Source organism: Lentzea xinjiangensis (genome assembly GCF_900110955.1).
Classification (GTDB): Bacteria; Actinomycetota; Actinomycetes; order Mycobacteriales; family Pseudonocardiaceae; genus Lentzea; species Lentzea xinjiangensis.
In genome coordinates, this window is sequence record NZ_FOFR01000017.1 from 105,509 (window position 1) to 119,313 (window position 13,805).

The following is a 13,805-nucleotide window of genomic DNA, read 5'->3' on the forward strand; positions in this document are numbered from 1 at the left end:
TCAGTCGAGCACGCTACGGCAGACCACCGACAACCCGCCCGCGTTCCTGGATCTCGTCCAACAATCGACCAGTGACCCGCTCCTCCGGAACCGCCGACCCGTGCTCGCACATCGCGTTGGCCAGCCCGTCGTCCCAGGGCGCCTCGGTGATCCGTCCCACCGGCGTGCCGTCACCCAACGCCCGCAGGTAGTCCTCAGTTGCCATGCGCCAGGGCGTGGCGCCCGTGCGGGCGATCACGTGCGCGGCGATCCGCACGCCCTCACCGTCGAAGTCGCCGTGGTAGCGCAGCGCGGATCCTTCCGCGGCCAGCCCGCGCAGCAGGGCGATCACCGCGCTGTTGGGCCACCCCGACGTGCACACCATCGGCGGGCACGAGGGCCCGAGCCGGGCGACCGCCACCGCGAGCACGCTCGGGTTTTCGAAGACCCACACCTCCTGTGGCGAGCCGACGAACGAGGTGGCCCGCACCTGTGCCAACGTCAGGGCCGCGACGTGCCCCTCGTCCGCGCACACCCGCAGGACTTGGCCGCCGACACCGCTCAACCGCAGCCCGGCGGCCAAGACGACCGACGACAGTTCGTCCTCGACCACCCCGGCGCTCTCCCACAGCGCCCGACGCTCCTGAGCGTTCTTCGGCAGCTCCACGTCGTGCAACTCCGCCAGCGCCCGCAACACCAGCCCCGCGCCCCGCGTTCCCTCGTCCAGGGCGTGCGGATCACCGAGCAGGCTCTCCGCAAGCACTGGCAGAGGCACGCCCGCCGCAGGCAATGCGGCGAGGATTCTCAAAGCGCGATCGAGTTCCCTCCTGGTGCGCTCGACAGAACCGGCGACGAGTCCTGCGCGCCGAACGGACTCCACCCACCCCTTCAACGCCGGTTGGCTGGTAACCACGACATGGCTGTCCAGCCACGCCCACAGCTCGGAGCGGGAGGCATCGGCCAGCGCCCGCTGCCCGGCCCGGTCGTCCAGCGGGCCCAGCAGGGCCACGACAACCTCGCGCGCCCCGGCACCCACTGCGGACATCAGCAACTCGTCGAGCGCGGCCATCGACACCGTCACGTACTCGCCCGGCAGGCGATCAGTTCCCAGCAGATCGGCCACAGCCGACCGCTGCTCGTCGTCGAGAGGGCCGGCCTTCACCCGGCTGACCTGACGTCCAGACGACATCCGGTCGTGCACGGCCTTCCACAAGGGCATCAGGGCAGGCGACCCCAGCCGGTCCAACGCACGCATGATGCCAACCTTGGCAGAACCGCTCATCGGTCCGGCATGACGTGGCCGAGCTTGGAGTCAACCGGGTCGCGGTGGCTGCGATGTTGGTTCAGCTGCTCAGGTCATCACGCTGACCGGCTGAAGCGTCACTTTCCGTTAGATTCGGAGGGGTCGACGATCAACGTCTGGCGAGCTTGTGCTATGGGATTGCAATTCGCCGTGGCGTGGCAAAGGTGACAATACAAGGACAAAAACTTGTCAACTTTCTGCGCGGACGTTCGCAGTGCGTTGACGCCAATCGCTGGAGTAGCAATTGGCCAGCTCAACGTGGGTCGATGGTATGGGTGGATGGGTTCACGTTGTGCCTTGCCGCGTTCATCGCGCGTGTAACCAGTCGTTGGCGGGTCGGGCGAATTCAGTAAGCCCGATCATGTCTCGCCATTGGACTGTTCGGGCGTATTGATGCAGCTGCGGTTGCTCCACTTGGGTAATGTTGAGTGTTCACCTAACAGGTTGAGTTCCGCGCGATGTACAACTACTGACCGTGACAGGCGCCGTCGATGTGTCCAACGACTTCCGCAGGTGGCTCAGGTCGCTCGACGACGTGGATCTCGGCGCGGTCCTGATGTTGAGCGATCCGCTGCGTGCCGTTGCCAAGCTGCCTCATGGCACTGGGGGCATGCGGGCGCCGGTGCGTCGCGAGCTCCTGGCGGCGCGTGCATGGCTGGCGAGAGCCCAGGCGCATCAGCTCGTCCCGATCGCGGAGGCGGTGCTGTCTCCGGCTGCCGACCTCCTCGTGCACCACTTGTCGTTCAACGAGGCCCTGGTCGTCGACCCGACGAGAGAACAGCTTGGCGAGATGCTCGTCGCACTCGGGCGTCCTATCGGGAAGGTGGTGTTGTACGGACTCCTGCTCGGTGACGCACAGGCGACGCCGACCGCCACGCGGTATCGCGCCGAACTCGAGGGCGCCGTCGGAGGCGCGTCCAGGAAATCCTTGCCAGACCTCATTCTGAATGGAGATCACGACGTGACTGACCGCATTGGCAGAGCGGAGACCAGCGGTCGGCTCGTCGAGCTCGATCAGCAGTTGACCGCGTTCCGGAACTTCGCCGCCGAGACGTCGGCTTCCTTGCGTCAGCTGGCGGACGACGTCGAGCGCGGTGCGGTGGCGGTCCTGACCGCGCCCGTCAGCCAGTACAGCGAGCGGCGGGAACAGCTTCTGCGTGAACTGGATCTTCCTGAGGACGCGGTGTTCGCTGATGCCGAGGTGTGCCTGGAGAACCTGCGGCAGCTGGAGGCCGAACGGCAGCGTGAGAAGGAGTCGGTCGCTGCCCGCGTCGACGAGCTCAGCGAGCAGATTCGCGGGCTGGAGACCATCCTCGGCACGCTTTCCGAGGAGGCCAAGAGCGGGTTGATGGACAGCTTGGCCGTGCTCCGGAAGGAATACGCGGCGCTGACGTCCTCAGGCGCTTCCGACATTGAGAGTGACCCGGAGCCCAAGCCTCAGCTCGAGGCTGAGGCCGGTCCCCAACCCAAGCCGGACCCGCCGTCCGAGCCTCAGGAACCGTTGCAGGCTAACAAGACTCCGGAGCTGGCGCCGATCGCGGACGTTGTGCTCGAGAGTCGCCCTAGCGCGCTGGAGCACGAAGAGGTTCCGCAGCAGGACGAGTTCCTGCACGGCTGGGACGAAGGCGATCCGCCGCTCGCGGTCGACCTGACGCGCGCGGGCAGGCTCGGTGAGGCCTACTGGGTGACGGCGATGTCAGGGGAGTTCGACCGGCGGGTAGCCGCGCTGCGCTTCGCCGCGGCCGCCTACGCGGTCACGAGCAACGCCGAGGCCACCGCGGTGCTCGCCGCGCTGGATCTGGACGCGCAGGAGCTGAGCGCCGACACAGAGGCAGCGGTGGTGGTGACCACGGCCGTGCTCCGGGCCGGCCTGGTCGCGGGGTGGGGTCATCCACTGCTCGCCCAGATCGGCCCGGAGCTGACGTTGCCGGCGCCCTGGCAGACGTTGGTGGACACGTGCATCACGGCGGTGCGGCGCGAGTTCCGGGTCGACTTCGAGGTCGGGCTCGTACCGCCGGAGGAGGACGTGCACGAGGCACGTGCCGAGCTCGGCAGGCGGGCCGCGGTGCTCATGGAGGAGCTGCCCAGGCGCAAGAACAACTACCAGCGCGCCACGAGGGTGCTGCAGCGGCTCATGGTAAAGGGGCAGCCGCTGTCGAACGCACTTGAGGCGGTCCGTGCCTGGTCCGAGAACGCGTCGAACGGCCAGGCGGTGTCCGACGTGGCCGCCGAATTCGCTGTGCCCGGAGCGATCGACAGCATGATCAAGGCCGCCGATGCGGCGATGAGAACGCCCAAGCAGTCTCGCGTACCCATCGTGGCCACCGCGTTGCGCACGCTGCGCCGCTCCCTCGAAGAGGTAGGCGCGATTGTGCAGGAGGCGGACGCGGTACACCGCAGGTTGACCGCCGCCGAGTCCGACGACGCCGCGCTCGGTCAGAAGCTGCTCCACGCGGCCGCCGACGCGGGCTCCGCCGAGGTTCCTCCTGGGATGGTCGGCGCCGCCGTGTCACTGCTGCACAGGTGGTTGGAGACGACGACCAGTCCTGTCTGGACCGGTTTCGGGCCGGGCGATTCGCCCCTGTCCAGCGAGGCACCTGGTATCGCCGAGCCGAGCGCCGATGTGCTGCTGCCGCTGTCGGACCTGCCTCGCGACGCGCAGGGTCGGCCAGATCAAGACGATCCGCGCACGTCGGCGGTGCTGGCGCGGTTGAGCGAGCCGCTCGACCTGGATGCGGCGGTGCGGTCCTACTGCGAGGTCGGCGATCTCCGCAGTGCGCTTAGGGTGATCGAGCTGGCGGAGACCGGCTTCTGGCCTGGAAACCAGCTTGCCACGTCGGCTCGCGAGAATGTCGCCGCAGCGCGGGAGTCACTGGCGCGCAAGCATCGCGCAGACCTGATGAAGGCGCGTGAGCTGTTCGCCCGAGTGCGTACGCAGAACCTCTTGGACCAGGTCGAGGAGTCGACGGTCAGCGGCCGTCTGCTGACGCTCGGCGACGTGGCCGACAGCCGGTTCGACGAGGCCGCACGCCAAGTGAGTGATCTCGTCAGCGGCCTCGAAGCCAAGCAGCGTTCCTGGGTGGAGGAACTCCGCGCCGAACTCGCCGCGTTGGCGCTCTCCGACCAAGACCGTCAGCGGGTAGCCGGGTTGCTGGACGACGACGACACAGTGACCGCGGCGGAATTCCTGGCTTTCGTCAGGGAGGGCAAACCGCTGCCTGAGTACGCCGAGCTCACCGGTCAGGACCTCAAGGCGTTCACCGACGTCCTGGCCGATGGCGTCGCCCGCGGCCTGACGGCTCCGCAGACCGGCGCCACCCACTGGGCCAAGCTGATCGTGAAGGACGGTGAGCTGGCCGAGCTCGGTGCCGTGGGAGTGAAGGCGTGGGACTCGCTCACCGACAACCGCCAGCACAGCGGGGACCAGCTCCCGGTGGTGGTGAAGGACATCCTGCGCACGTTGGGACTGAACTCGTCGACCAGGCCGCGGGAGTACAACCAGCGGCAACGCCTCGGCTTCCGCAAGTTCCGCGTGCAGGCCGTGCCCAGCGACGGTTCCTACGTGTCGGTGCTCGGATCCGCCGCATCTGAGTACAACGTGATCGTGGTGACGGACGAACGTCGAGGACGGACCGTGCTTGACGTTCTCGGTCCGGAGGAGTCCGGCCGGGCCAACGTCGTCCTGTACCTGCATCCGATGGACATGGGCGCGCGACGTCAGCTCGCGGTGCATGCCGTCGGCACCTCGGCACAGGCGCTGGTAGTCGACCCCGCCGTGTTCAGCTGGGTCGCCGCGAAGGCGCCGGGGTCGTGGCGAGCCACTCAGCGCGTCACGTTGCCGTGGACGGCGCTCAACCCGTACACCCCGTTCGTCGCCGGTCTCGTTCCGCCCGAGGTGTTCGTGGGGCGTGCTAAGGAAATGGCGGAGGTGATCGACCCGCGCGGTGGGTTGTTCATCTACGGCGGACGCCAGCTCGGCAAGTCGGCGCTGCTGCGCCGGGTGGAGGCCACGTTCAACTCGGTTGACGACCAGCACGCCGTCTACCTGGACCTCAAGGGACGCGGAATCGGCGAGGCCGAGCCCGCCGGTCGCATCTGGCGCGAGCTCGTGCTCCTGCTCAAGGAGCGCGGTGTGCTGCAGTCCAAGGTGGCCGCCGAAGTCTCCGCCGATGACGTGGTCACGCAGATCCGAACCTGGCTCAACAACAAGCCCGGCAAGCGTTTGCTCCTGCTGGCAGACGAGGCCGATGCATTCCTCACCGCCGACTCTCGCGGTGTGCCGACGGCGGGCGGTGTCTCCACGTTCCCGAACGTGTTGCGGCTCAAGGAGCTCATGGAGTCCACAGAGCGGCGGTTCAAGGTCGTGTTCGCCGGTCTGCACCAGGTGCAGCGGTTCGGGCACCTGTCGAACGTCCCGCTGGCTCACGGTGGTCCCGATATCCTGGTTGGCCCGTTGGACGCGGCGGACGCTCGAAAGCTCGTCGCCGAGCCGCTCGCGGCCTTGGGCTACACGTTCGAACAGCCCGAGCTCGTCTGGCGACTGCTCGCGGCGACGAACTACCAGGCCAGCCTGATCCAGATCTTCTGCGAGGAACTGGTGCGCACGCTGCACAGCCGCGTCTCACAGATCCAGGACCTGCCGATGCAGATCAGGGAGAGCGATGTCGAAGCGGTCGCGGCGAGCGACCGGGTGCGGGCCCGGATCGCTGAACGGCTGCGCATCACGATCAACCTCGAGGATCGCTACCGGGTCCTGATGCTGATCATCGCGCTGGAAAGCCTCAAGGACTCGTTCGGTGCGGATTACGGCGCCGACGAGCTCCTCGAGCTGGCCAGGCTGTACTGGCCCGCAGGGTTCGACGACATGACGGTCACCCAGACCAGCATCCACCTCACCGAGATGGTGGGGCTCGGGTTGCTCATCCGGCTGTCGGGGCAGGACAGGTTCGCAGTGCGCAGCCCGAACGTGGTCAACATGCTCGGCACGAAGTCAGACCTGGAACGCGAGCTGGAGGAAACCGACTTCGACCTGCCCTACGAATACAACCCGCGCGACGCTCGTCGGCTGCTCCAGGTCGACGGCAACGAGGTGGACCGCAGGAGCCCGCTCACCGACGGGCAGCTGTCCGACCTGACCAGTTCGACCTCAGGGCTGTCCGTCGTAGTCGGGTCGGCGGCACTCGGTGTCGACCGAGTCGCTGAGGCTGTCAGCGACTACGCCAAAGTGCGCAGCCTGAACGTGGACATCTGCAAGATGGGGACCGACGTAACCAGGGCCTTGCAGGCCGCTTCGCGGCGCAGGCGGCCGACGGTCGTCGTCGCGGACCTGCGGGGTAAGTCACCTGCGGAGATTCGTCGTGCGGAGCAGCTGCTGACCGAGTCGTCCGTGGCGGCGGTGCTGGTGCTGGAGCGCGATGAAGCGGAGAAGCTCGGCGCCGAACCCGTACGGCTGGCTCGGTGGACGGTCGGCAGTCTGCGCAGCTGGCCGGAGTGCCCGTTCGACGTGGTCGAAGCAAGGACCAAGTTGATCGAGGCCACCGGTGGCTGGCCGGAGCTGGTGGAGGATCTGATCAGCACGGTGGTTCGGCGCGGGCGGACCCAGGCACAGGCGCTCGACATGGCGAGGCGCGGCACGGATGACCGCGACTGGGCCGCCAGGTTCCTCGACCAGGCGGATGTGAGCGCGGGTCTGCGAGACCGGATCGGCGTCTGGGTCGACTACTTCGATCCCGGCGACCTGGCCTCGCCGGCAGACGTCGCGGAAGCGTTGGAGATTGATCTCGCTCACGCTACCGCGCTTCTGGACGAGCTTGCGGAACTGGGAGTGCTCGACGAAGGCGCCAACGGCGTCTCCCTCGACCGGGTGGTCCACCGGTGCCTGGCGACGCTGCGCGGCACGCCGTGAGCAGGCAGGCGTGGGAACTGCCTTCACTACCAGGTCCGCGCGGCCATCTCGACGTCCTGTCGCGCGACTTGGACGACGGGTTCACCTGTGTGTGGGTGCTTCCGGACGAACTGGTCGACCGGGGAACGGCCGACGATCTCGTCGACATCGCCGGTGCGCGCGCCGACAGCGTCCGTGTCCAGGCGCCGCAACGGAGCAGGATGGTCGTGCCCGCGGTACACCGATGGCAGGCGCCTGAGGTCACGACGCTACCGGCATGGGCGCGCAACACCCTGGGACTCCTGGAGTTCGACGAGCCTCAGGATCCTTCGCCGATCGTGGCGGACCGTCCAGAGGAGACGGTAGTGGACAAGTTGCGCACGTTGTTCGACATCCCGCTGACCGGTGATCCGCTGGCCCGCCTCGTCCTGGACGAGAAGCTGTCCGGCAAGGTCGTCGTGCTTTGCGGCTGGGGCGGCTGGGACACCGCGGATCTCGGCGCATGCGTCAGCCGGTTCACCGCCCTGCTCAAGGAACACGGGCTCGCACCCGCCTCCAGACCGCGTCTGCTGGTCGCGGTCAGGGAGGACGACCTCCCGGCTTCCGTGCTGGAAAGAGCCGACCCGGTGACCACGAAGGTGCACTGGTGGTGGGACGTGTGCGGTCGGCTGGACACCGCGACCGTCGCTGCGTCGGTGCGCCGGCAATCTCCATGGCGGACGACGAAAGGCAAGGTGGCCATCCTCCGGCAGCAGGTCGCGACCGAGGTGTTGATCGAGGTCGCCGGACCGGACCTGCTGCTCGCTGAACACCTCGCCCGGTCCTGGAACGGCCAAGTCTCCACGCTCGCCGAGCAGATCGAGGCGCTGCCGTACGACGCCATCGATGACGTCCTCCCGGCGGAGATCGACGGCCGAACTGGGGGCGCTCGTCCCCCACAGGCGTTGAGAAGTGCCTGGCGCAAAGGCGTTGTGGACCGGTGGGACAGACGCATTCGGATCAGCCCCGCAGCCAAGTTGTCGTCCGCTGATCACGGCAACCTCGACACGTTGATTTGGCGCGGGCAGAGCCGTGCTCTCACACCTCTGGTGGACGGATGCCGCGCGCGTCTGGAGAAGGTGTTGCGGGACAATGCGTCCAAGTCGGTCATCGAGCTGTTGGAGCGAGGACAGGACACTCACGACTGGCGGCGCACCCGTTCCAGGCCGGGGACGTTGGAGCTGGGCGCGATGGCCTGGGCGGTCAGCAGCAGGCGGGCTCAGCTGTCCCGCCCGGATGCTGAGCTTCTGTTCTGCGCGCGGGATGTCCGCAACTCGTTGGCGCACTTGCGTCCGCTGACCGATGAGGAACTCGACCAGCTCGCTGCGGTGATGCCGGAAACGCTTTGGTGAGATGGGGGCATGTCCTTCGCACGGAGCGCTGATCCGTTTTCAGCGACTCGGGCACCTTCACCTTGATCGAGCACATCGCGAACCAGCGGTCACTTGTGATCTACGCCGGTGTAGGCGTCACGATCGAGATGCCAGACGTCAGTATGGGACTCGTCTGCACTTCGACGACTTTCGCTCGGCGCCGACGCACGGCAACGACTCACACCCGGACCGGCGAGGGCCCTATCACTAGCTGTGTGCCGCCCGGTCGCCGCGCATCTTGCCCAAGCTTGGGAAAGTCAGGGCTGATCGAACGAGCGCATCGAGCTATCGATGGTTCTGTAGTGAGCGCTTAGGTAACGGCGAAGCGCTCACAGTGCTCCAAAAGGATGTCGGTTCGCTGCCTGCGGATTTAAGAAGTCTCGGTGACGAGACTTCGGCCAAAACCGCAAGTTGATGGGGAGGTCCTGCTCCCAATTTGCTCCTACGCAACGCAAAGGGCCTGCCGACGAAGATCGTCGGCAGGCCCTTTGACCTGGTAAAACACACTGTGGGCGATACTGGGATCGAACCAGTGACCTCTTCGGCGTGAACGGATCCTGTTGGGTATCAGGCAGTTGCGCTGGTCTCGCTACGACGGGCCTGAGCTGCATGAACAGTCGTTTCAGGTCTCGCAGGTTCACTGGCGTCTCGCTGGTGGTAGCGCGTCTCAGCTACCAGTTTTACTACCAGTCTAGATTCCATGGGTTCCGACAGTGGGATGATTGGTTCGAAGCGCGAGTGTGCATCCCGATCTTGGGTCGCCTTCGGTGCGGCTTCGTCAAAGGTTCTGTGGGTGGCAGGTAATTGATTGAATTTCGACCTCAAATCCGCTGATGTGGACGGAATTCCTGAGCTGTCTACGGGTTGATGAAATATCTGAGCGGTGCAGATAGCCCTGCGGGCTAGTTGAGAAGGAGATATTCTCTTCAGGTAGAAGGAATCTGAGTTGTGTGAGTATCACGCGAAGCTACAGGATCATCAGTGTTTTCGAGGCGTGAGCCACTGGTTGATTGCCATCATGAAGGCTAATGAGCAGGTACGGCCATCCGGCGCCAAAGATGTCGCAGTCCGCTCCCAACATGCCCTTGCCGGGTGGAGGCAAGTTCTTCGAGGCGCACTACCGTTTCCTGTCTCCTCTTGTGTTGTCGCCTGGCAACGCTGGAGCCGAGTCGGCAATGGACTGGTCAAGCCACTACTTGTGGGAAGGTGAGAATGCGCCCGCTTAAGGCCGCGAACACCAATCCGCTGACCTGGGAGCGCCACCTGGCACGTTCTCGCGAGATCGATCACGTTCCGCGCGGCGACGCGAGATCGGCGGGATTCGGTAGTTCGAGGACGATGCCATTGCCGCGGTTCGTCCGCGGCACGAGCCGAGAGCCCTGCGACGAAACGTTCTCCTAGTCGTCGGCGGCGGTGCGGAGAAACTCGATCGCACGGCAACCTGGGACCATGATTCGGTGACCTTTGCTGACCACTTGGGTGAATCCGACCGCGCCTACCTGCTCCAGCAAGGCGTTCAGCGCGCGCTCGCCGCGGATGAGGTGCTGCTGCGGGAGGGAGATCCTCCAACCCACGTCCAGCTGATCATCTCCGGCTGCGTCAGGGTTTCTACGGTGCTCAGTGACGGCCGCGAAGTGGTTCTTGCACTTCGAGGGCCTGGCGACATCCTCGGAGAGTTGGCGGCTTTGCAGCGTGGTGAACGAGCGGCGTCGGTGCGCAGCATCGACCCGATCTCGTTCGTGCAGTGGAGTGCTGAGCGTTTCCTGGCTTGCGTTCACTCAAGGCCAGGTATCGCGATCGCGCTTGCGAAGGCCATCGCGGACCGTCTGCGTGATGCCGAGGCCGTACGTGTGGGCGCGGCCTCGCTCGACGTCAGCAAGCGGGTTGCGAGGTACCTCTTCGAGCTTGCCCGCGATCGCGGCAAGTCCGTCGCTGGGGGGATTGCGGTCGACGTACCGTTGAGCCAGGAAGACATCGCCGCGCACCTCGGCGTGTCTCGCCGTGCCGTTGTGCAAGCGATCACGATGTTACGAGGGCGGAACATCATCACCACCGGCCGGATGTACGTGGTTGTGCACCGTCCTGACATCCTCCAAAACCTCGGCCGACTCTGAGCACAAGTGCGCACTGCATGTGCGCACTTGTGCGCGGACCGGGTGCTGTCGAGCGCCGACGCTGGTCTTACACCGGCCGGTGCCCACTGCAACTCGGATCGTGAGGAGCGCGAAATGGAAAGTCACTTCTTCCTGGCACTGCTGGAGGTCGTTCTCGTGGTGCTGGCTGGCGGTGTGTTCAGCGCCGGGGTGTAAACAACCACGCCTGTGAGCTGAAACCCTTCTGAGGCAGGTCGATCTCGACACCGGTGAACTCGGCGGGCGTCAGTCCGCCGTAACCGTGGCTGATGACGTCTTCGTACAACGTGCGGGACGTGATCACGGCGTAGTCGGTATCGGGATCGGCCTTCAGCGCCTCGCGTAGGGGTGCGGAGTCGAGCAGGCGGTGCACGGCGATCGTGGAGGTGCCGACCCACCCGTTCGAACTGCGCACGAGCAGTCCGCGGTCGAACGCCAGCCGTAGGCGCAGTCTCGAGTGATCGCTCAGGCTGTGATTGGCCTCCTGCAACGCCTTCCTGAACCCCTCGAACAACCTGGGGACGATCTCGGACTCGTCGATGTCCGAGGGCAGTACTGCGAACTGGCTGTCCCCTTCGCCGTCGGTCACGACCGCGGACTCGTCGATACCGGCATGGGCCCGTGCCTCTCGCATGATTCCGAGGAAGCGTTCCTGCGCGAGCAGCGCTTCCGGGCCGCGGAATCTGCTGTACCGCTCGATGTCCGCGGCGATGCACAGCCTCACCCTGGCGCTGCTGTCCGGCGGAGAAGCTGACCGGCGCGGAGGCGCCCATGTGCCCTGCCGCGCGGGAAGGACCAGTTGGGCTGTCCACGGCGACGAGGTCGTGGTGTGAATGAGTCGTTTGCCGTTCCAGAAGAACGCGCGGTTCGCGAGTGACATGTCCATCTGGACCGTCAGCTCGACCCTGAGCGGCTCGTCGGCGGCCTGGACGACGACGCGGAACTCGTGCGGGCCTGCCGGCAGCTCATCATGGCTCAGGGTGCCGAGCTGACAACCTCGGGCGGACCCTGACAGATCGCACACCGACGTGGTCAGGCCAACGGGACCGTCAAGGTCGAACGCCGCGGGCGAGGGCGTTATCGCGCAGCGCACCAACGCTGTCCGTGGCTGCCGTCGCCGTGTGGGCGTGCCGAGCAGCATCGCGAAACGGATCGTCACCAGTCCGTCCTGCAGAGAGGTGCCGAGGAGCTGGAAGTCCACCGTGGAGATCTGCGTGGTTTTCCGTCCAGTGCTGGTTTCCCGGGTGGTCGTGAGTGTGCGCGTGTGCTGGACGCCGATCATCGGACCGGGGGGATGTCGTAGCGGATGCGCCTGTCTCCCACTAGATACGACGTTGTTGGAGTGAGGAGCGACCGACCGGCCCGGCCGTGCTGGATGTCGTCGGGTGTGGCAGCAATGACTGTGCGTGCGGCGGCATCGGCCGTCAGAGCCACGAGTTCGGTCCGCAACTTCAGTGTCTCCTTGTCCGCGCACATCAGATCGTAGACCTCGAGTTGCCGCCACTGGCGGTACCGCTGTCCCGGCACTGGGAGTAGTCCTTCCACGATCGTGCGCAGGTGTGCGAACCTCGTCGCCCGCACGGAGTGTGCAAGTCCCGGATACCCGATTTCGGTCAGCTCCTCGGACAGCTTGCGTCGCAGGCACTCCGAGGCGTCCTCGCGATATGCGCCGGTCGTGAACCAACGACGGAAGGAGGTCAGGGAGCGTGCCGGAAGCAGACCCCGAAGATCTGCACGCATGTCGGAGGAGCTTTGGGGCCATCTGTCAGCGCGGAATCCGAGACCGTCGAGCAGCTCGGCCGCCGGGCCGAAGTACTTGAACACCCCACCGGGCGGGCTGAAGGCTCCAGGTCGTGAACGCGCCTCGAACAGGACATATCGGTTGTCATCGCGCAGACGCAACAGCGCTGCGCACGAGATCCGCACCTGGCGCCGGTGCGGAGACTGTGCCACCGGGTCACCGAGCCTCGTGACCTCAACGGCTCGCGGCCACCAGGGCATCATCACCTCCCGCAGCGCTGGCCGACAGTGCGGTGCGCCCGAGGCCGGCGACCACGTCAACGGCCACCGCGGATGCGAGCATGAGCGCGGCTTCGCCGTCGCCCAAGCGTTCGTTCAGCCAGTCCTGGGCGTGGGCGGAGCAGTGTGGAACCTCGGTGATCATCGAGCTGACGGGATCCGAGCAGAAGTGTCGGCGCAGGGCGTCGAGCGCGGCATCGGACGGGTTCTCGCCCGCCCAGGTGCGAGTGGAGATCTCCAATATCGTCGCGTGGGCCTTCGAACGAAGCCGGCATTCCTCAGCGTCGTGCGATCCGCTGAGCGGCAACGGGCGGAGGCCGGAACCGGACGAGGTGGGTGCGGTCTTGCGCCCGATCGGCCGTTCCACGTAGTCGTGATACCAGCGCTTCTCGGTGCGCATGCACGTGAGCACGCGCTCCACCTCGGCGAGTACGACCCGAGGCGTGCTGCCCTCCCAGTCGCCGGTCGCCAGCGCCCGCTGCTCGCTCCACCTCGACAAGGGCCATACGCCACTGCTGGGGGCGTCGGGGACTCCTGCCCACTCCAGCACGCGAAGTGCGAGCGACACCAGCCACGGGTCGTTGCTCAACGCGTCGCAGAGCCAGCGCGGTGGTCGTGGCCGTTGCAGCGCACCGAGCTCGCCGCGCCGCCGACGGTGCCCGTCGATCGTGGCGGAGCGGGCCACCCCGCCGATCCACCTCTCCAGGTCGTCGATCCGGCCCGTCGCCCTGCGTCGCACGACGTCCAGCACCGCCGCGACGTCGTCGTGGAAACGGTCCAGGCAGTCCCCGTCCAGCAGCTTCACCGAGCGAGCGCACGCGGTGTGCCCGCGGCTGAACTCGGCCCTCCTGGTGATCCGGTCGAACACGATCGGCCAGACCAGGTCGTACACGGTGCGACTGAGCCCCTTGGGGCCGGTGAGCGCCTCCTCGGCGAGCGAGATGCTGAGCGAACCCGACCTCGCGAGGTCGAGCACCTCCGCTGCGGACACCCGCCGCGGCACCGGGTCCTGCTTGTACATGAGTAACTCCTCATCACCCAAATAGCCTCGATGAGGTGCATGCTGCCGTGTCCAG

General features: G+C 66.4%; 8 protein-coding genes. 3 read left to right on the forward strand and 5 right to left on the reverse strand.

Annotation, left to right across the window (positions count from 1 at the left end; translation table 11 throughout):
• Positions 1–13: 13 nt before the first annotated feature.
• Positions 14–1,234, reverse strand: a complete 1,221-nt coding sequence (locus BMW88_RS29985) for a TIGR02679 family protein (protein WP_245778159.1) — start codon at positions 1,232–1,234, stop codon at positions 14–16.
• Between the two features lie 514 nt (positions 1,235–1,748).
• The gene (locus BMW88_RS41230) at positions 1,749–2,240 is read right to left on the reverse strand and encodes a hypothetical protein (RefSeq protein WP_143116317.1); all 492 of its coding nucleotides are present in this window, start codon (positions 2,238–2,240) and stop codon (positions 1,749–1,751) included.
• Between the two features lie 3 nt (positions 2,241–2,243).
• Between BMW88_RS41230 and BMW88_RS29990 the strand changes: the two genes are divergently transcribed.
• The 3 genes from BMW88_RS29990 to BMW88_RS30000 all read left to right on the forward strand — a co-directional run bounded on the left by BMW88_RS29990 (position 2,244) and on the right by BMW88_RS30000 (position 10,692).
• The gene (locus BMW88_RS29990; protein ID WP_143116318.1) at positions 2,244–7,187 is read left to right on the forward strand and encodes a P-loop NTPase family protein; all 4,944 of its coding nucleotides are present in this window, start codon (positions 2,244–2,246) and stop codon (positions 7,185–7,187) included.
• Positions 7,184–8,557, forward strand: coding sequence for a hypothetical protein (locus tag BMW88_RS29995; RefSeq protein ID WP_143116319.1), 1,374 nt, complete (start codon positions 7,184–7,186; stop codon positions 8,555–8,557). Before BMW88_RS29990 ends, BMW88_RS29995 begins: the two co-directional genes overlap by 4 nt.
• A 1,478-nt stretch (positions 8,558–10,035) precedes the next feature.
• Complete coding sequence (locus BMW88_RS30000) at positions 10,036–10,692, forward strand: Crp/Fnr family transcriptional regulator (RefSeq protein ID WP_089957010.1); 657 nt, start codon at positions 10,036–10,038, stop codon at positions 10,690–10,692.
• Positions 10,693–10,870: 178 nt separating this feature from the next.
• Here the strand turns inward: BMW88_RS30000 and BMW88_RS30005 are convergent, their stop codons facing one another.
• Genes BMW88_RS30005 through BMW88_RS30015 form a run of 3 tightly spaced genes read right to left on the reverse strand, consistent with a single transcriptional unit; the run spans position 10,871 to position 13,750 of the window.
• Positions 10,871–11,992 carry a hypothetical protein gene (locus BMW88_RS30005; protein WP_089957011.1) on the reverse strand — a complete coding sequence of 374 codons (1,122 nt, stop codon included), beginning with the start codon at positions 11,990–11,992 and terminating at the stop codon, positions 10,871–10,873.
• The gene (locus tag BMW88_RS30010; protein WP_143116320.1) at positions 11,989–12,663 is read right to left on the reverse strand and encodes an SMODS-associated NUDIX domain-containing protein; all 675 of its coding nucleotides are present in this window, start codon (positions 12,661–12,663) and stop codon (positions 11,989–11,991) included. The genes BMW88_RS30005 and BMW88_RS30010 overlap by 4 nt, the downstream gene beginning before the upstream one ends.
• Positions 12,664–12,685: 22 nt before the next feature.
• Complete coding sequence (locus tag BMW88_RS30015) at positions 12,686–13,750, reverse strand: hypothetical protein (RefSeq protein WP_089957015.1); 1,065 nt, start codon at positions 13,748–13,750, stop codon at positions 12,686–12,688.
• Positions 13,751–13,805: the final 55 nt, after the last annotated feature.

Coding starts and splice junctions, on each gene's coding strand:
- BMW88_RS30005 (WP_089957011.1), bottom strand. CDS start 11,992: ATGATCGGCGTCCAGCACACGCGCACACTCACGACCACCCGGGAAACC.
- BMW88_RS30015 (WP_089957015.1), bottom strand. CDS start 13,750: ATGTACAAGCAGGACCCGGTGCCGCGGCGGGTGTCCGCAGCGGAGGTG.
- BMW88_RS29985 (WP_245778159.1), bottom strand. CDS start 1,234: ATGCGTGCGTTGGACCGGCTGGGGTCGCCTGCCCTGATGCCCTTGTGG.